We start from the raw sequence: 17,832 nt of genomic DNA on the forward strand, positions 1-17,832 counted from the left end.
TTTAATTATGGAAACTTCATTCTATATTAAAATAAAGGAAACAAAAATGGTTGATGATATAGTCTGACCCATATGGCGACATATGGAGCGGGTACTAATAATCCCGCCCTCTATATTGATATAGAGAGTAACAAAAGTGAGTACAGGAACAATGGTTGGCGTTTCAACAGGACTCGAGCCTTACTATTCATTCTCCTATTTCCGCAGCGGTCGACTCGGAAAGTTTATTGAGGTGAAGGCCGATATCGTTCAAGAATATTTAGATCAGCATCCAGAAGCAAATCCGGACAATCTGCCAAACTGGTTTATTGCTGCAATGGATCTTGCCCCTGAAGCACATGCTGACGTTCAATGTGTTATTCAACGTTGGATTGACAGTTCGATAAGTAAAACGGTTAATGCCCCTAAGGGATATAGTGTAGACCAGGTTGAAAAAGTCTACGAGCGCCTTTACCGTGGTGGTGCAAAGGGCGGTACCGTCTATGTAGATGGTTCCCGCGATACACAAGTACTAACTTTAAAGGCGGAAGAAAATACAACTGAGCAATTATCGATGTTTGATGATGAAAAAGAAAAACAGCATGTAGTACTTGTTGACACAATTAGTGACCTTCGTTCTACTAGTGTTACTATTGGATCCGAAGTTGGTAACACTTGCCCGGTATGTCGTAAAGGTCAAGTTGAAGAAATCGGTGGTTGCAATACATGTACTAACTGCGGAGCACAACTAAGGTGCGGTTTGTAGACTTAAAATAAAGTTTGTTTTGATCGTTTGTAAAAAAGTTGCACCGTTTTATCCCTTTGGATATGTATTGTCCAAAGGGTTTTTTTATCGTAAAAATAACAAATGATCTTTCCGTAACAGACTCAATTCTGTAGCAAGAAATATGCCCATATTAATGTATTGGGCTTGATTAACGGAACTTCACATAGTTAAACTTTGGAAGAGATTGTGAAATGAAGGGAAATAAGATTTCAATATTGGGAATCTGCCATTTTCGTTTCAATCTTCCATAAAGAATAGTTTCCTGCCGGAAAAAATCCATTGTTGTAAACTTCCATCTGTTTGCGTAATTTTTTGGTGTTATTTCGCAGCTTTAACTCCCATTTTTTTGTCTTTCATAATTTTTGGTAGAAAACCCACGGCTTTAACTCCCATTTTTTCTTCTTTCGTATATTTTGGTAGAAAACCCACGGCTTTAACTAAGATACAAAAACCCGATCACTTTTTCATTTTCTGTTCTAATTTCCATGTTTCCATCTTAAAAATATAACATGAGGATCGACATCAAAGGAGATGCGAACATGGATATAGATGGAGTGTTTTCAGGAGGTGGCATAAAAGGTTTAGCACTAATTGGTGCTTATGAAGAATTAGAATCACAAGGTTTTACATTTAATCGTGTAGCAGGGACAAGTGCGGGATCAATTATAGCTGGTTTCATTGCAGCTGGTTACTCTAGCCAAGAAATGAAAAGTTTATTTTCACACGTTCCATATGAAAATTTATTGGATTCATGGAAAACGTGGATACCTATTCCAAAACAAATTTCAAAATGGATTTTTCTGTATTGGCGTTTAGGTCTGTACAAAGGGAAGGCGTTAGAGGATTGGTTGCGTGAGATGTTAGCGGCAAAAGGAGTTTATACGTTTGCAGACTTGCCGAAAGATTCATTAAAAGTTGTTGCATCCGATTTAAGTAATGGACGTCTGCTTGTTCTTCCTGATGATCTTATTCAATATGGCATACCAATTGAAAGTTTTCCTGTTGCAAGAGCAATCCGGATGAGCTGCAGCATTCCGTATTTTTTTGAACCTGTGAAATTAAAAAGTTTAGAAGGAATAAGTGTCATAGCAGATGGGGGTGTTTTAAGTAATTTTCCAATGTGGATTTTCGTAAATAATGAAACAAAAAAAATACGGCCAGTTGTTGGCGTATCTCTAAGTTATGATTTAAAAGAGCACCCAAAACATAAGATAAAAAACGGAATACAATTATTTAATGCATTATTTGAAACGATGAAGGAAGCGCATGATTCAAGATATATATCAAGAAAACATGAAAATGATATTATTTTTATACCTGCAAGAAACTATATCTCTACAGACTTTCAAATATCCGAAGAAAAAAAAGACGCCCTTATCGAGCTAGGGCGAATAAAAACCAAGGAATTTTTAAAAACATGGACGTACTGATCAATTAAGAAGAATCGGGGCTAGTATATCGCTCGATTTTTCTTTTTGCCTTTTTTTCCTTCAATCACTGTTAATTTCGCTTGAGACTTTTTTCGTATTGGCTTTTTTAAAGCATTAATCTGACTACTTGCAGTAGCTTGTCGATTTTTTATTCGTTTTTTCGATCGTCTTGCGGCTTTTAGAAAAGCCCTTTTATTTCGATGAGAAGGACGTTTCCCAGACCATAATCGATAAATTAGATAAATACAACAAATAATAACAGCCCAAATAAGTAATTGTTTAAATAATGCTCCGGGCTGTTGAAATACTTTTGATCCAAGCCCTATTAAAGCAAGTAGAAAAACTAATCCGATCAACCATTTTTTTGCAACCAAGAAAGCCACCTCCTTACGAGCATCATAAGCATTTTGTCCGCAAATTCATCCTTTTATACCATTTTTTTCACATAATTATTGGATTTCAAACATGCGAATAAAGATTTAGATAAATTCTAAGTTTAAAATGCTTCATGTTACATTTGCAAAGACTGTGAATCCTCTTTAGAAATTGTTTGATTTTCTTCTATTTTCAAAAGCTCATTAAAAGATGCTATCGCCACTTCAACTTGATCATCAGAAGGTTCTTTTGTTGTAAGTAACTGTAACCACAGACCAGGGTATCCTAAATAACGGAGAACGGGTACTTCTCTCAATTTGTTTGTAAATTGAAGAACTTCAAAGGAAATTCCTAATACAACAGGTATTAATGCAATACGATCAACTAAACGTAGCCATAATGGATCAATTGGTACCAACATATAAACAAAGACACCAACGAATACGGTAAAAAGAATAAAGCTGCTTCCACAACGATAATGAAGTCTTGACTGAGATTGGACATTTTCTACAGTAAGTTCTAAATTATTTTCAAATGTATTGATGACTTTATGCTCTGCACCATGATATTGAAACACACGCTTAATAAGAGGTGTTAACGATACAAAGTAAATATAAACCAATAATAGGATTAGTTTTATTAATCCTTCAATAAGTACCTGGGCTATATCGCTTGAAAAGATTGGCTTTGTGAATGATGCTAATATTGCAGGTACAAGTGTAAAAACAAATTTCCCAAAAAGAAATGATAGGACGCCAAGTGTAGCAACCCCTAAAATCATCGTCGTTTTAGAAACTTTTTCTTCTGCTAAATTTTCATCATTTTCAGGATCCCGATCATACCGTTCACTTGAAAAATTTAAATGTTGTGATCCATTTGCGCTCGCTTCAAGTATTGCAACAATCCCTCTTAAAAAAGGAATTTTTTTTAGCTTTTGCAATGTGGGGTGTGATTTTCTTGGTAAATAAAAATAATCAATTGTTTGATCTTTTCTACGAATTGCGGTAACAGTCTGGCTTTTTCCGCCAAACATTACTCCTTCTATTACAGCTTGCCCACCATATGAGGGCTTTTTTTGACTTTCCACTAATTTTTCACCAACCATTTCTTTGAATGCAAGACTTATTAAGTTTATTTTACTAAAAAAACAAAATTACGACTAGCTACATTACTTGTGGTTATTCTATAAATATTACATGTATTTGGGGGTGCGTTATGTCAAATCATAAAGATGAGGTAGAATTTCCAAAAATGTCTTTTCTGTTAATGGCTGTCACAACTGGGTTTGTCGGTGGAATATTATGGAGTTTAATTGGTTATTTATGTTATTATTTTAACTATTCTACAATCGAACCCAATATTTTATTAGAACCATTTACTGTAGGTACTTGGAGAGAAAGTTGGATAGGGATCATTCTTACAATCATTTTGTATGGAATTATTTCAATCGGTGTAGCCTTAGTGTATTATATTCTATTAAAAAAATTGAATACAATGTGGGTCGGAATCGGTTATGGTTTCGTTCTATTTTTAGTTGTTTTTTTGATTTTAAATCCGATATTTCCTAGTATGAAGCCTTTTTTGCAAAATGATATAAATACTTTAATTGCGGCTGCATGTGTTTACATCCTATATGGTCTTTTTATTGGATATTCAATTTCCTATGAACATAATGAAATAAAATATTTTAAAGAAAAAGAATTGAAGCGATAATATTTGTGATAAAATGTGTTGTGTAGAAAATTCATAACAATTTCTACAAATACCATTTTTAAAGGTGCGTTTGATTATGAAAATTTTATTATTAAATGGACCTAATTTAAATTTATTAGGTAAAAGAGAACCAAATGTTTATGGGAAGAATACGCTAAAAACTTTGTATCAACGCTTTAGTGAATTGGAAAAAGAATATAATGTTGAAGTAGTTTCGTTTCAATCCAATCATGAGGGTGAACTTATTGACAAATTACATGAAACAAGTGATGGAAACTTTTTAGGGGTTATTTTCAATCCCGGCGCTTTTACCCATTATAGTTACGCAATTCGCGATGCCATTGCTTCAATTGATGTACCTGTAATTGAAGTGCATATTTCAAATGTGCATAATCGAGAGGAATTCCGAAGGGAATCGGTCATTTCACCTGTGACTGCAGGACAAATTGTCGGATTAGGACTATTTGGTTATGAATTAGCGTTAAAAGCATTAGTAGAATACATAGGTAAGGGAGAGTAAAGAATGCAAAAACTAGAGAAACTACGCAATCAATTTTCTAAGCAAGGAATTGATGGAATTTTAATTACAAGTCCATACAATCGGCGATATATGACTAATTTTACAGGAACAGCTGGTGTTGTACTAATTTCTGAAACACAAGCACTTTTTATTACTGATTTTCGTTACGTAGAACAAGCCTCAAAACAAGCCCAAGGTTTTGAAATTATTCAACATAAAGGAATTATCCATGAGGAAATTGCACAGCAGCTTGTTGCACTGGGAATTAAAAAACTTGGATTTGAACAGGACTACGTGAACTATTCCGATTATACTCTTTATGAGAAAGCTTTTTCTGTAGATTTAGTTCCGGTTTCGCGTTTAATTGAAAATTTACGCTTGATTAAGACTGAATCAGAGATTAAGATATTAAAGGAAGCAGCCGACATTGCTGATGCTGCATTTAAACATATATTAGATTATATTAAGCCTGGTGTTACGGAGCTTGAAGTATCCAATGAACTTGAGTTTTTCATGAGAAAAGCAGGTGCAACTTCTTCATCTTTCGATACTATTGTTGCTTCTGGAACAAGATCTGCACTTCCGCATGGGGTTGCCTCCGATAAAGTAATTGAAAAAGGCGATTTTGTTACTTTGGACTACGGTGCCCTTCATAAAGGATATGTTTCTGATATTACTCGTACTGTCGCGGTAGGCGAACCATCAGATAAGTTGAAAGAAATTTACGATGTTGTTTTAGAATCACAATTGCTCGCTATGGAAAAAATTAAACCAGGAATGACAGGTATTGAAGCTGATGCTATTGCCAGAAATTATATTTCTGAAAAAGGGTACGGTGAATACTTTGGTCATTCCCTTGGACATGGAATTGGTCTAGAAGTTCATGAAGGACCTGCATTATCAGTAAGATCTGATATTGTCCTGCAACCTGGTATGGTTGTGACTGTTGAACCAGGGATTTATTTACCTGGTGTTGGTGGAGTTCGCATTGAAGATGACACTTTAATAACAGAGGATTCGAATGAAAAGTTAACTCATTCAACTAAAGACTTAATTATTCTTTAATATGATTTTGAACCTCAGTACATTAAGGAACGATTCCTTAATTCTGAATAAATAGGAGGAAGAAACAACATGATATCAGTTAATGATTTTCGAACTGGTTTAACAATCGAAGTAGATGGCGGAATATGGAGAGTAATGGACTTCCAACATGTTAAACCTGGTAAAGGTGCAGCGTTCGTTCGCTCTAAATTACGTAACTTAAGAACCGGTGCCATTCAAGAAAAAACTTTCCGTGCGGGAGAAAAAGTAGGAAAGGCACAAATTGATAATCGCAGAATGCAATATCTTTATGCAAGCGGAGATCAACACGTATTTATGGACAACGAATCATACGAACAAATTGAATTAAGTTCGGCAGCAATTGATTATGAATTGAAGTTTCTTAAAGAAAATATGGAAGTACACATTATGATGTACCAAGGGGAAACGCTTGGGGTTGAACTTCCAAACACAGTAGAACTTACAGTAACTGAAACAGAACCAGGAATTAAAGGAGATACTGCTTCAGGCGGTTCGAAACCTGCAACAGTTGAAACTGGTTTAATTGTTCAAGTTCCTTTCTTCGTGAACGAAGGAGATAAATTAATTGTTAATACAACAGACGGTTCGTACGTTTCACGTGCATAAACGGAAGTGTAAAGCTGTTCAAAAGGTTTAAATAACCTTTTGAACAGCTTTTTTTTATTCTATTTTAGTCATACTCCTTTGTAGTGTGAATACATATTAATATTGGGAGATATGTACAAGCATTTGAAAAAAATTATAAGAGCAGCAACATAAGGAGGAACGAACGTTGGAAAATATTCTTGCATTCTTACCAAAACCAATTTCAGAAAAAATCCGCGAATTGCCAGCTCCCATTTTAAATACAATGGAGGAAATAAGAATCCGAATAAGCCGGCCACTGGAAGTTTCGACAAGAGGGAAACCGTATTTCCTTCCATACCTGGTTTCTGAACAAGATGCAGAGCAATTAATTAATAAGCTAGCTAATTATTCGTTTTATACATTAGAAGAGGAATTACAAAAAGGGTACATCACAATTCCGGGTGGTCATCGGGTTGGATTAGCAGGAAAGGTCATTCTTGAAAATGGATCAGTGAAAGCAATTAGAAATTTAGCATCCTTTAATTTTAGAATTGCAAGAGAAAAAATCGGCATTTCAGAACCTTTCCTTCCATTTCTTTATCAGGGTAAATGGAAACATACGATGATCATTGGCGCCCCACAAACAGGGAAAACAACCTTGTTACGAGATATTGCTAGATTGATTTCAACCGGAAGTAAAGAAAAAGAAATTCCTCCATTAAAAGTAGGAATAGTCGATGAGCGCTCCGAAATCGCCGGTTGTGTACGTGGGATTCCTCAATTAACCTTCGGTCCGAGGATTGACATTTTAGACGCTTGTCCAAAAGCGGAAGGAATGATGATGCTTATTCGTTCGATGAGTCCGGATGTTCTCGTTGTGGATGAAATAGGCAGGGAAGAAGATAGCGTCGCGATTATGGAAGCGATTAATGCGGGAATTACATTGATTATGACTACACATGGAAATTCATTCGAAGAGATAAAAAAACGGCCAATATTAAGGGGAATTTTGGATCAGCATGTATTTGAAAATTACCTTGAACTTTCCAGAAGAAATGGCCCTGGAACAATTAAAAAGTTTCTTGATGGGTATGGCAATGAAAAGAAAATTAAAGCTGGTGTTATGAGTGGTTAGTGTGATTGGAGCTATATTTATTATTCTATCTACAACATGGGTAGGGTTTGAACTTTCAAGACATTTAAGTGAGAGACCGAAGCAGTTAAGGATGCTACGCACAGCTTTACAATCATTAGAAGCGGAAATCATGTATGGTCACACACCTCTACACGAGGCGTCAAGAAAATTAGCTGCACAATTACCTAGACCAATCTCCATTATTTTTGAGAGATTCTCACAAAAATTAACGACTATGGAAACGACGGTTAAAAAAGCTTGGGAAGAAAGCTTACAGGAAATTTGGAAAATTACTGCATTAAAAAAAAGTGAATACGAAATCCTCATTCAATTTGGTGAAACATTAGGAAAGCATGATCGTGTAACTGAACAAAAGCAAATTATTCTCACATTAACACATTTGGAACGTGAGGAGTCAGAGGCACGGGATAGACAACAAAAATATGAAAAAATGATGAAAAGCTTAGGTTTTCTTTCGGGTCTTTTAATCGTAATTTTGCTTTTGTAGGAGGAATAAGTTGTGGGGATAGATGTAGATGTAATCTTTAAAATAGCTGGAGTCGGTATTGTCGTTGCATTTTTGCACACGATTTTAGATCAAGTTGGAAAAAAGGAATATGCTCAATGGGTTACATTATTTGGGTTTTTATATATTTTATTTTTAGTAGCTTCAATCGTCGATGATTTATTTCAAAAAATAAAGTCGGTCTTCCTATTTCAAGGCTAGAGGAGGGATTAAGGATTGAAATCTTAAAAATAGTAGGGATTGCCTTAATCACAACTTTTCTTGCATTAATCATTAAAGAACAGAAACCTAATTTTGCATTTTTATTAGTGTTATTTGTCGGTTGTGCGATTTTTATTTATTTAGTAGATCAAGTTTACGCGATTATACAGATGGTAGAACGAATTGCTGCCAATGCGAACGTCAATACGATCTATGTAAAAACAATCCTAAAAATTATTGGCATAGCATATATTGCTGAATTTGCTTCACATATTTCAAAAGATGCTGGGCAAGGGGCTATGGCTGCAAAGGTTGAACTAGCAGGGAAAATATTAATCTTAGCAATGGCAATACCCATTTTGACGGTGTTAATCGAAACTGTCATTAATTTAGTTCCGAAAGGATAGACCGAGTGATGAGGTGAAAAAATTTGCGGCAATGGTTCCCGATTTTCACTATACTACTGATTTTTTTTATTGGACAAGATACCGTTCATGCGGCCACTTCGAGCGAAAACAATTCTACCATTCAGGACGAGCTTGTTGAAAAACAGATGAACGATTTAGGTGTAAATGAATTAAAACAGTATTGGGAAAAAATCATCGATGAATATGGTGGTTATTTACCCGATAGCCAAAAAGGAAGTTTAATTGATTTTATTAAAGGTGAAAAAGACTTTTCATTAAATCAATGGTTTCATGGAATCTTAAAATTTTTCTTCCATGAACTGATAGCCAATGGTAAATTGCTGGGATCGTTAATTATTTTAACTATTTTTAGTATGTTTCTTCAGTCACTTCATAATGCATTTGAACAGGGGACAATAAGTAAGGTTGCCTATGCGATCGTATTTATTGTAATTATTATTTTAGCTTTAAATAGTTTTCATGTAGCAATTGATTACGCCAAAAATGCCATAACGATGATGATTAACTTTATTGTAGCGATTATTCCTCTTTTATTGGCATTAATATCAACCTCTGGCGGTGTTACTTCAGCGGCATTTTTTCATCCAGTTATTCTCTTTCTCATGAATACTAGCGGTATTCTCGTACAGTATATCGTCCTACCATTATTATTATTGTCTACTGTTCTAAGTATCGTTAGCACATTATCAGAATATAAAGCAACACAATTAGCGCAATTATTAAGAAACTGTAGCATTGGATTACTTGGAATCTTTATGACGATATTTTTAGGAGTTATATCCGTCCAAGGAACAGCATCTGCAGTTGCAGATGGAATTACAATACGAACAGCTAAATTCGTTACCGGAAATTTTATCCCAGTCGTGGGAAGGATGTTTACGGACGCTGCTGATACAGTCATCAGTGCTTCTGTATTATTGAAAAATACTTTAGGAATCGCGGGGGTAGCGATCGTTCTTATTATCGCAGCATTTCCTGCAATTAAAATTTTAGTCCTTGCCTTTATGTTTAAATTTACAGCGGCAATTATACAGCCGATTGGCAATGGTCCTGTCATACGTTGTCTGGATACAATCAGCAAAAATATGGTCTTTGTTTTTGCAGCATTAGCCATTGTCGCGTTTATGTTTTTTTTAAGTATCACAATTATTATTACAGCCGGAAATATTACAATCATGATGCGCTAAATTAAAGTAAATACTTGTCATTTGGGGAGGGGTGACGTTTTTGTCTTTTATTACTGAATGGATTATGAATATTGTTGTATTCATCTTACTAGCGATGATTGTCGATATGCTCCTACCAAACTCGGCAATGAAAAAATATACAAAAATGGTTACCGGTCTGTTGTTAATTGCCATTATTTTAACCCCTCTTCTAAAAGTGGTAGCGAAAGATTTTGATCAGGTTGTTGCATCGTTTTCAAACAAAAAAATAATAGACAATAATAAAATAGAAAATTTAATAGAATCGAAAAAAAAAGAAATACAAGCGGGACAAGTTGAATATACATTAGAACAAGTGGGTGAAAAAATGAAAAATGATGTCAAAGAGGAGTTGATAGACAGATTTGATAAGGATATTCAACAAATAAAGATAGATTCTAAAGATCAAGTTGCAGAAAACGAAAATCCGATAGAAAAAGTGATTGTTTATTTAGGAGAAGCAAAGAAAGAAGATTCCGTTCCAATCATTAAACCAGTTGATATCAGCATAGGGGAAGAAGAGCCGAAAGTAGGGGTGGATAGTAGAGAAAATGAAAGCATATTATCAATGCTATCCGAACGCTGGGGAATAACTCCCGACCAAATTGAACTCCATAATGGAGAGGGGGTTCTAAATCAAAATGAGCAATAATAAAGGTCCGATCGATTGGATTAAAGAAAAACTTTTTCAGTCAAATGGAAAAGATACGAGTAAAAAAAGCAAAAAATATCAATATTTTTTAATTGTATTAGTATGCGGAATTGCTTTCATGCTCATCAGTGATATATGGAAAAGCGGAAATAAAGAAACATCCACATCTGTTTATAGTGCGCCAAATAATCAAAAAGAAGTTGAAACATTTGGATCAGGTAATAAAAATCAAAATAAATCCATGAAAGATTATGAAATGCAGTTTGAAACAGAGTTAAAGGATGCGTTAGAACAAATATCAGGGGTTGGAAAGGTGCGAGTGATTGTAAATCTAGAAGCCACAGAGAGTAAAGTGTATGAAAAAAATACAGTCATTCAAAATCAAACAACGACAGAAACGGATCCAAACGGTGGTGAGCGTAAGATTGAAGATTTATCGAAAGATGAGAAGCTCGTTGTGATTAGGGATGGAGATAAAGAAGTACCATTAGTTACAGAAACAAAAAAACCAGCTATTCGAGGCGTTCTTGTTATAGCTGATGGGGCCAAAAATGTATTCATTAAAAGCACCATCATTGAAGCAGTATCAAGAGTTTTAGATGTTCCGAGCCATCGTGTATCTGTTCAACCTAAAAAAAGCTAAGGGGGATATATCTATGTTATTAAAAAAACAAACAGTATGGTTATTAACAATGCTAAGTTTAGTCGTCGTTTTATCAGTTTACTATGTCACTTCCGAACCAAAACAATCGGATATGGCAGCAGTTGAGAGCAAAGATGGTAAAGAGGCGACAAAGAGTAAAGAAACTTCCAAAAAAGCAAGTAATAAAAGTGTTGTAACTGAATCCGCAGATGATCAAGTATTTGAACAAATCCGTCTTCAAATTAACGATGCTAGAAGTAAGCTTAGAGAAGATTTAACAACAAAGGCAGCTTCCACCGATTTATCCGCCGATGAAAGAAGTCAAGCACTTGATGAAATGAAAAAATTAACAGAAATTGCACAAACGGAAAAGGTGCTAGAAAATTTAATTAAATCAAAAGGGTATGAGGATGTCTTGGTTAATGCAGATGGAGATGAAATGAAAATCACAGTCAAAGCAAAAGACCATGATAAAAAAGCAGCAAACCAAATTGTGCGCCTGGTGACTGAACAATTAGGTAATTTACAAAATGTTGCCGTAAATTTTCAACCTTAAAAAGAAATAAAGTCCCTTTTTGACAAGGGACTTTATTTCTTTTTATAGACATTGATAGAGTAGGATATTCGTTTGTTGTTATTCAGATATTGAATTTTTACTAACTATTATCGTATGATATTAGTAGCAAGTCATAAGCTAGCAAAATCTAAATTTATAGATGTTTGACATTGATGGTGTTTCAGCGGGATAATAATCATAGCTGACAAATTCAAAAAGAGGTGTAATTTATTATGAAAATACAAGAAATTCGTGAATTAATCAAACTTGTGGATCAATCAAGTATTGATGAAATTGAAATTGAAAATGATGGTTCAATTATTAAAATGAAAAAACAATCCGGGGTAACATTGGTTGAAACACCACTTGTTACGAATGTTCCAACTCAGCAAGTTGTACAGGCACCAGTAGCTCAACCTGTTGTAGCGGAAGTGAAACAAGAAGCTGAACAAGTTCAACCACAAGCTATTGCTGACGAAAATTTACATAAAATTGTTTCTCCAATGGTAGGTACTTTCTATCAATCGCCTTCACCAGATAGTGGTGCATATGTTAAGGTTGGTTCAAAAGTTCAACCAGATTCAGTTGTTTGTATTGTCGAAGCAATGAAACTATTTAATGAAATTGAAGCGGAAGTTGAAGGAGAAATCGTCGAAATCCTAGTAAATGACGGTCAACTGGTTGAATATGGACAACCTTTATTCTTGGTGAAGTCTAAGTAAGGAGCGAACTTCAATGATAAAAAAAGTTTTAATCGCAAATCGCGGTGAGATAGCTGTGCGTATTATTCGTGCTTGTCGTGATTTAGGAATCGAAGCAGTTGCCGTTTATTCAGAGGCCGATAAAGACGCGTTGCATGTACAACTAGCTGACGAAGCCTATTGCATAGGTCCTAAATCTTCAAAAGACAGCTATTTAAACGTAACAAATATTATAAGTGTTGCGAAATTAACTGAATGTGATGCAATCCATCCGGGATATGGTTTTCTTGCGGAAAATGCTGATTTTGCGGAACTATGCAGAGAGTGTAATATTATCTTTATCGGACCAAGTCCAGAAGCAATTTCGAAAATGGGAACAAAGGATATTGCCAGAGAAACGATGAAGGAAGCTGGTGTACCGATTGTTCCAGGGTCACAAGGAATTATCAATGACACAAATGAAGCCATTGAACTAGCTAATTCAATGGGGTATCCTGTTATTATAAAAGCAACGGCTGGCGGTGGCGGTAAAGGAATCCGCATTGCGAATAATGAAGAAGAGCTAGTTAAAGGAATTAATATTACTCAACAGGAGGCTGCTACTGCATTTGGTAATCCAGGTGTTTATATTGAAAAATATATCCAAGACTTCCGCCATGTTGAGATACAAGTAATGGCAGATCAACATGGAAATGTGATCCACTTAGGCGAAAGAGATTGTTCGATACAAAGAAGATTACAAAAATTATTAGAAGAGTCACCATCCCCAGCACTCACGCCAGAAATACGTGAAAAAATGGGAGAAGCAGCTGTTAAAGCAGCAAAAGCAGTTGATTATACAGGTGCCGGAACAATTGAATTTATTTATGATTATCGAAAACAAATTTTCTATTTCATGGAAATGAATACGAGAATTCAAGTAGAACACCCAGTTACTGAATTAGTTACTGGTGTAGACCTAGTTAAAGAGCAAATACTTGTTGCATCCGGTAAACCGTTATCCATTAAACAGGAAGATGTGACATTTACAGGATGGGCAATTGAATGTCGAATAAATGCTGAAAACCCTGCTAAGAACTTCATGCCATCTGCAGGGAAAATTGAAATGTATTTACCGCCAGGTGGGTTAGGCATTCGAATCGATTCTGCTGCATATCCTGGATATGAGATCCCTCCATATTATGATTCCATGATTGCTAAGGTGATATCATATGGCGCAACGAGGGAAGAAGCCATTGCAAGAATGAAACGGGCTTTAAGTGAATTTGCGGTTGAAGGTGTTTATACTACAATTCCATTTCACTTAAGATTGTTAGAACATGAAACCTTTGTAAAAGGTGACTTTAATACGAAGTTTTTAGAGATATACGATCTAATGAAATAATTAATCGTACGGAGGTGCTTGATCATATGGTTGAGACAAATTCAATGCTAGAAATGGACTACGGAAACGATGGATTAGGTAAAGTAGAAATCGCACCAGAGGTCATCGAGGTTATTGCTGGAATCGCTGCTTCCGAGGTTGAGGGAGTTGCACAGATGCGTGGGAATTTTGCTTCTGGTGTTGCTGAAAAACTCGGTAGAAAAAATCATGGAAAAGGTGTTAAAGTAGATTTAACAGACGAAGGAATTGTTATAGACGTATATTGCACAATGAATTTTGGTGTTTCGATCCCAACAGTTGCACAAAAGATACAAGATAATATTAGGCAAGCATTATTGAATATGACGGCTTTAGAAGCGAAAGAAATAAATATTCATATAGTAGGGGTTCAATTTGAAACCCAAAAACCTGAAACTGATTTCGAAACGGAAATAATATAATTGGAAAGGGTAATCCAATCTCTCTTTTGGATTACCTTTTTTATTTGTTCAACTTGTTCAAGTTCAATGTTAATTTTGCAAGTAAGTTGATTGGAGCGGAAGGTGCGAGACTCCTGCGGGATATGTGGTTTCGTAAGACCCCACAGACGCGTTAGCGTCGAGGAGGCTCACGGGCCGCCTCGCGGAAAGCGAGTACCTGCAGCGGAAATCAACAGCCAAGTTTGAACGGGAAAGTAAATGTATTTGTATGATCTTCTTATGATAAATGTGCTTTCTTTGTTGTTTTTGTGATATTATCTTTTTAGGAAATGTGTAATTTTACAATGTAACTGGCGATAATGATATTATTCATGACTAGTTTAAAAGGAGTTTTATGTAAAAATGAAAAGAAGAACTGCTAGAGAAAAAGCACTCCAAGCTTTATTTCAAATAGATATAAACGAGGCTGCTCCAGAGGAAGCAATTAAGAATATCTTAAGAGATGAACAAAATGATGATTACTTAAACACTTTGGTAAATGGGACATACGGACATATTAAAGAAATAGACGACACGATTTCACGACATTTAGAAAAGTGGACAATTGAACGTTTAGCTAAAGTAGATTTAAATATTTTACGTCTAGGTGTATATGAACTTGTTTATGTACCTGAAGTCCCGGCGAATGTAGCGATCAATGAGGCATTAGAGGTTTCTAAACGGTTTGGTGATGAACGTTCCAGTAAATTTATTAATGGTGTGCTTTCAAAAATAAAAGATTCGTTAGAAAATTAATACATTTGAATCGATTAATATTTTAACATCGTAAATACGGTAATTAAGTTGTATAATGTAAACAAAAAGCTGTCTTCCATGGAAGCAGCTTTTGTTTTGTAAAGTAATTTTTGAGGTTATGGACATAAAGCTTATTATATTTTTTATTATAAAAGGATGTTTTTGAATGACAACAAAACCCTATCTTACAGTCCATGCATTAACAAAGTACATAAAAAGAAAATTTGATGTTGATCCACATTTAATTAATATTCATGTAAAAGGTGAAATTTCCAATTATAAGCAACATTCTAGTGGTCATATGTATTTTACATTAAAGGATGACAAAGCTAGAATATTAGCAGTAATGTTTTCGAAATCAAACAAAGGATTAAAATTTCAACCTGAAAACGGAATGAATGTTCTTATTCAAGGCCAAATTACCGTATACGAAGGTAGTGGACAATATCAACTATATGTGAAGCAAATGCAACCTGATGGAGTTGGCGAATTATATTTAGCCTATGAACAACTTAAAACTAGACTTAGTCAGGAAGGCTTATTTGCAGCGGAAAGAAAAAGAAAATTACCGCCCTATCCAAAAAATATTGGTGTTATTACCTCTCCAACCGGTGCTGCAGTTAGAGATATAATCTCTACAATAAAACGGCGGTATCCAATCGGAAAAATTAAATTAATACCTGCATTAGTTCAGGGGGAAAATGCAGCAAAATCAATTTCAGATGCGATTAAAAAGATGAATGAAATGAGAGAAATAGATGTATTGATCGTTGGTCGTGGGGGGGGATCAATAGAGGAGTTATGGGCATTTAATGAAGAAATAGTCGCCCGGGCGATTTTTGAATCAAAGATCCCTATTATATCTGCTGTAGGACATGAAACAGATTTTACAATTGCGGATTTTGTCGCCGACTTAAGGGCTCCAACCCCAACTGGTGCTGCTGAGATAGCTGTACCACATATCGAAGAAATTATGGAAAAATTATTAAATCGAAAGTCTAGACTAATTAGAGGATTTTCCGAAATCGTCCAACATCAACGAAAAAGACTTCAATTTATTAATCGATCCTATGTTTTTCGAAACCCTAATCGATTGTATGAGCAAAAAATGGAATATTTGGATTACCTAGCAGAGCGATTGACACGGCAAATGAATAAAACGGTGCAACACGAATCGACAGGTTATGAACAACTAGCAAAAAGGCTTCAAAGAAATCAGCCTCATCAATTACTTGAACGCGGAAAAGAAAAACATGTACAGTTAAATAAAGAATTAAAAAATGGTTTACAAGCGATATTACAATCAAAACAACAAGCGTTTTCGAAAGCGATTACTGCATTGGAGGCGTTAAGCCCCCTAAAAGTAATGGAACGAGGTTATAGCTTGGCGTACACTTCAGAAAAAGAAATTATAAAAAGTATCGAACAAACCTCAAAGGGTGAAGAAATTCAAGTAATGGTTTCGGACGGAAAAATCATTTGTTCGGTTGAAAATATTGAAAAGGGATGAGTGAAAAATGGAAACGCAATTATCTTTTGAAGAAGCAATGGAACAGTTAGAAGTTATTGTCCAGCGGTTAGAAGAGGGGGATGTACCCTTAGAAGAAGCACTAACGATTTATAAAAAAGGAATGGGGCTTTCGAAGCTTTGTCATGATAAACTAAAAATGGTAGAAGAACAATTAACTAGTGTAATTACCGAAAATGGAGAAGAGGAGTTTACAATTAAAGAGGAGGAGTAGAATTGGATTTACATAATTTAAAATCATTTATGGGGAATGTGAACGACCTACTGGAAACAGAACTTTCCCAGGCTATTCTGAAATTATATGCTCCTCAAAAAATAAAGGATGCCATGGATTATTCGCTTCAAGCAGGAGGAAAACGAATTCGACCGACATTGCTTTTGGCTACTTTAAAAGCGTTTGGAAAAGAAGTGGAAAATGGACTGAAAACTGCTTGCGCATTAGAAATGGTTCATACATATTCACTTATTCATGATGACTTACCTGCGATGGATAACGATGATCTACGACGTGGAAAACCAACTAATCATAAAGTGTTTGGTGAAGCTTATTCTATTTTAGCGGGAGATGGATTACTTACATATAGTTTTCAAATGATTGCACAGGATTCGAGTTTATCAAGCGAACAAAAGGTGAAAATCATTGAACTATTGGCGATTGCTGCTGGTCCTGAAGGCATGGTCGGTGGACAAGTAGCAGACATGCTTGGTGAAAAACGACTGTTATCAATTGAGGAATTAGAATATATTCACAAAAATAAGACAGGAAAACTTCTAACATTCAGTGCGATTGCAGGTGCAATCATAGCTGGTGCATCGAATGAACAAATTGATATGTTAGAAAAGTATGCAGAAAATATTGGTTTGGCCTTTCAAATCCGTGACGATATTTTAGATATCGAAGGAAAAGAAGAAATCATTGGTAAGCCGGTGGGAAGCGATGAGGGGAATGTTAAAAGCACATATCCATCATTATTAACGTTAGATGGTGCGAAGGAACGACTCCATTATCATACGAATCTTGCAAAAGATATGCTTCAAAATCTGAATCTTGATACTAAGCTTCTAGAAGAACTTGCTGAATTAATTGAAGTAAGAAATCATTAAAATAGGGTATAGAATGAGTATGTATGTAAAATATGTTATAATACAGTAATCTTATCATCCGACAATTATCGTACTCAGGATATCTAAAGTAAAATCTA

The 17,832-nt window shown here is 35.2% G+C and carries 22 protein-coding genes and 1 pseudogene; 21 read left to right on the forward strand and 2 right to left on the reverse strand.

What is annotated here, in order from left to right; all coding sequences use genetic code 11:
- Positions 1–139: 139 nt before the first annotated feature.
- A pseudogene (locus I5776_RS08330) lies at positions 140–745 on the forward strand (hypothetical protein); the annotation flags it as partial.
- 560 nt (positions 746–1,305) lie between these two features.
- A complete protein-coding gene (locus I5776_RS08335) occupies positions 1,306–2,196 on the forward strand; it encodes a patatin-like phospholipase family protein (protein ID WP_202780164.1) in 891 nt (296 codons plus the stop codon).
- Between the two features lie 20 nt (positions 2,197–2,216).
- Here the strand turns inward: I5776_RS08335 and I5776_RS08340 are convergent, their stop codons facing one another.
- Both I5776_RS08340 and I5776_RS08345 read right to left on the reverse strand, forming a co-directional pair.
- Complete coding sequence (locus tag I5776_RS08340) at positions 2,217–2,570, reverse strand: SA1362 family protein (protein ID WP_202780165.1); 354 nt, start codon at positions 2,568–2,570, stop codon at positions 2,217–2,219.
- Positions 2,571–2,707: 137 nt separating this feature from the next.
- Complete coding sequence (locus I5776_RS08345; protein WP_425490376.1) at positions 2,708–3,604, reverse strand: DUF1385 domain-containing protein; 897 nt, start codon at positions 3,602–3,604, stop codon at positions 2,708–2,710.
- A gap of 182 nt (positions 3,605–3,786) precedes the next feature.
- Here I5776_RS08345 and I5776_RS08350 point away from each other — a divergent pair, with 182 nt between their 5' ends.
- From I5776_RS08350 to I5776_RS08440, 19 genes are all read left to right on the forward strand, one after another.
- Positions 3,787–4,284, forward strand: coding sequence for a YqhR family membrane protein (locus tag I5776_RS08350; RefSeq protein ID WP_202780167.1), 498 nt, complete (start codon positions 3,787–3,789; stop codon positions 4,282–4,284).
- Between the two features lie 73 nt (positions 4,285–4,357).
- Positions 4,358–4,804 carry a type II 3-dehydroquinate dehydratase gene (aroQ, locus tag I5776_RS08355; RefSeq protein WP_202780738.1) on the forward strand — a complete coding sequence of 149 codons (447 nt, stop codon included), beginning with the start codon at positions 4,358–4,360 and terminating at the stop codon, positions 4,802–4,804.
- 3 nt (positions 4,805–4,807) lie between these two features.
- Complete coding sequence (locus tag I5776_RS08360) at positions 4,808–5,869, forward strand: M24 family metallopeptidase (RefSeq protein ID WP_202780168.1); 1,062 nt, start codon at positions 4,808–4,810, stop codon at positions 5,867–5,869.
- A 69-nt stretch (positions 5,870–5,938) separates the two neighbouring features.
- Positions 5,939–6,496 carry an elongation factor P gene (gene efp, locus I5776_RS08365; protein WP_202780169.1) on the forward strand — a complete coding sequence of 186 codons (558 nt, stop codon included), beginning with the start codon at positions 5,939–5,941 and terminating at the stop codon, positions 6,494–6,496.
- 166 nt (positions 6,497–6,662) lie between these two features.
- Positions 6,663–7,592 carry a stage III sporulation protein AA gene (spoIIIAA, locus tag I5776_RS08370; RefSeq protein ID WP_202780170.1) on the forward strand — a complete coding sequence of 310 codons (930 nt, stop codon included), beginning with the start codon at positions 6,663–6,665 and terminating at the stop codon, positions 7,590–7,592.
- Positions 7,585–8,100: a stage III sporulation protein SpoIIIAB gene (gene spoIIIAB / locus I5776_RS08375; RefSeq protein ID WP_202780171.1), complete on the forward strand. Its 516-nt coding sequence runs from the start codon at positions 7,585–7,587 to the stop codon at positions 8,098–8,100. The genes spoIIIAA and spoIIIAB overlap by 8 nt, the downstream gene beginning before the upstream one ends.
- Before the next feature lie 12 nt (positions 8,101–8,112).
- A complete protein-coding gene (gene spoIIIAC / locus I5776_RS08380; protein ID WP_066234458.1) occupies positions 8,113–8,319 on the forward strand; it encodes a stage III sporulation protein AC in 207 nt (68 codons plus the stop codon).
- A 20-nt stretch (positions 8,320–8,339) separates the two neighbouring features.
- Complete coding sequence (gene spoIIIAD, locus I5776_RS08385; RefSeq protein WP_202780739.1) at positions 8,340–8,726, forward strand: stage III sporulation protein AD; 387 nt, start codon at positions 8,340–8,342, stop codon at positions 8,724–8,726.
- Between the two features lie 23 nt (positions 8,727–8,749).
- On the forward strand, positions 8,750–9,934 hold the full coding sequence (gene spoIIIAE, locus I5776_RS08390; RefSeq protein WP_202780172.1) for a stage III sporulation protein AE: 1,185 nt from the start codon (positions 8,750–8,752) through the stop codon (positions 9,932–9,934).
- Positions 9,935–9,974: 40 nt separating this feature from the next.
- Positions 9,975–10,604, forward strand: coding sequence for a stage III sporulation protein AF (gene spoIIIAF, locus I5776_RS08395; RefSeq protein ID WP_202780173.1), 630 nt, complete (start codon positions 9,975–9,977; stop codon positions 10,602–10,604).
- Entirely contained in the window at positions 10,594–11,247 is a 654-nt protein-coding gene (spoIIIAG, locus tag I5776_RS08400; protein WP_202780174.1) for a stage III sporulation protein AG, read from the forward strand. The genes spoIIIAF and spoIIIAG overlap by 11 nt, the downstream gene beginning before the upstream one ends.
- A 13-nt stretch (positions 11,248–11,260) precedes the next feature.
- Positions 11,261–11,803: a SpoIIIAH-like family protein gene (locus I5776_RS08405; protein WP_202780175.1), complete on the forward strand. Its 543-nt coding sequence runs from the start codon at positions 11,261–11,263 to the stop codon at positions 11,801–11,803.
- A 230-nt stretch (positions 11,804–12,033) separates the two neighbouring features.
- Entirely contained in the window at positions 12,034–12,525 is a 492-nt protein-coding gene (gene accB / locus I5776_RS08410) for an acetyl-CoA carboxylase biotin carboxyl carrier protein (protein ID WP_202780740.1), read from the forward strand.
- Between the two features lie 13 nt (positions 12,526–12,538).
- Positions 12,539–13,888 carry an acetyl-CoA carboxylase biotin carboxylase subunit gene (accC, locus tag I5776_RS08415; RefSeq protein ID WP_202780176.1) on the forward strand — a complete coding sequence of 450 codons (1,350 nt, stop codon included), beginning with the start codon at positions 12,539–12,541 and terminating at the stop codon, positions 13,886–13,888.
- Positions 13,889–13,914: 26 nt separating this feature from the next.
- Complete coding sequence (locus tag I5776_RS08420) at positions 13,915–14,328, forward strand: Asp23/Gls24 family envelope stress response protein (protein ID WP_202780177.1); 414 nt, start codon at positions 13,915–13,917, stop codon at positions 14,326–14,328.
- Between the two features lie 381 nt (positions 14,329–14,709).
- Positions 14,710–15,102, forward strand: a complete 393-nt coding sequence (nusB, locus tag I5776_RS08425) for a transcription antitermination factor NusB (protein ID WP_202780178.1) — start codon at positions 14,710–14,712, stop codon at positions 15,100–15,102.
- Positions 15,103–15,268: 166 nt separating this feature from the next.
- On the forward strand, positions 15,269–16,612 hold the full coding sequence (gene xseA, locus I5776_RS08430) for an exodeoxyribonuclease VII large subunit (protein WP_202780179.1): 1,344 nt from the start codon (positions 15,269–15,271) through the stop codon (positions 16,610–16,612).
- Between the two features lie 7 nt (positions 16,613–16,619).
- Positions 16,620–16,844 carry an exodeoxyribonuclease VII small subunit gene (gene xseB / locus I5776_RS08435; RefSeq protein WP_202780180.1) on the forward strand — a complete coding sequence of 75 codons (225 nt, stop codon included), beginning with the start codon at positions 16,620–16,622 and terminating at the stop codon, positions 16,842–16,844.
- Between the two features lie 29 nt (positions 16,845–16,873).
- On the forward strand, positions 16,874–17,734 hold the full coding sequence (locus tag I5776_RS08440; protein ID WP_202780741.1) for a polyprenyl synthetase family protein: 861 nt from the start codon (positions 16,874–16,876) through the stop codon (positions 17,732–17,734).
- The last annotated feature ends 98 nt before the right edge of the window (positions 17,735–17,832 follow it).

This window comes from Heyndrickxia vini (assembly GCF_016772275.1).
In the GTDB taxonomy this organism is placed as follows: Bacteria; Bacillota; Bacilli; order Bacillales; family Bacillaceae_C; genus Heyndrickxia; species Heyndrickxia vini.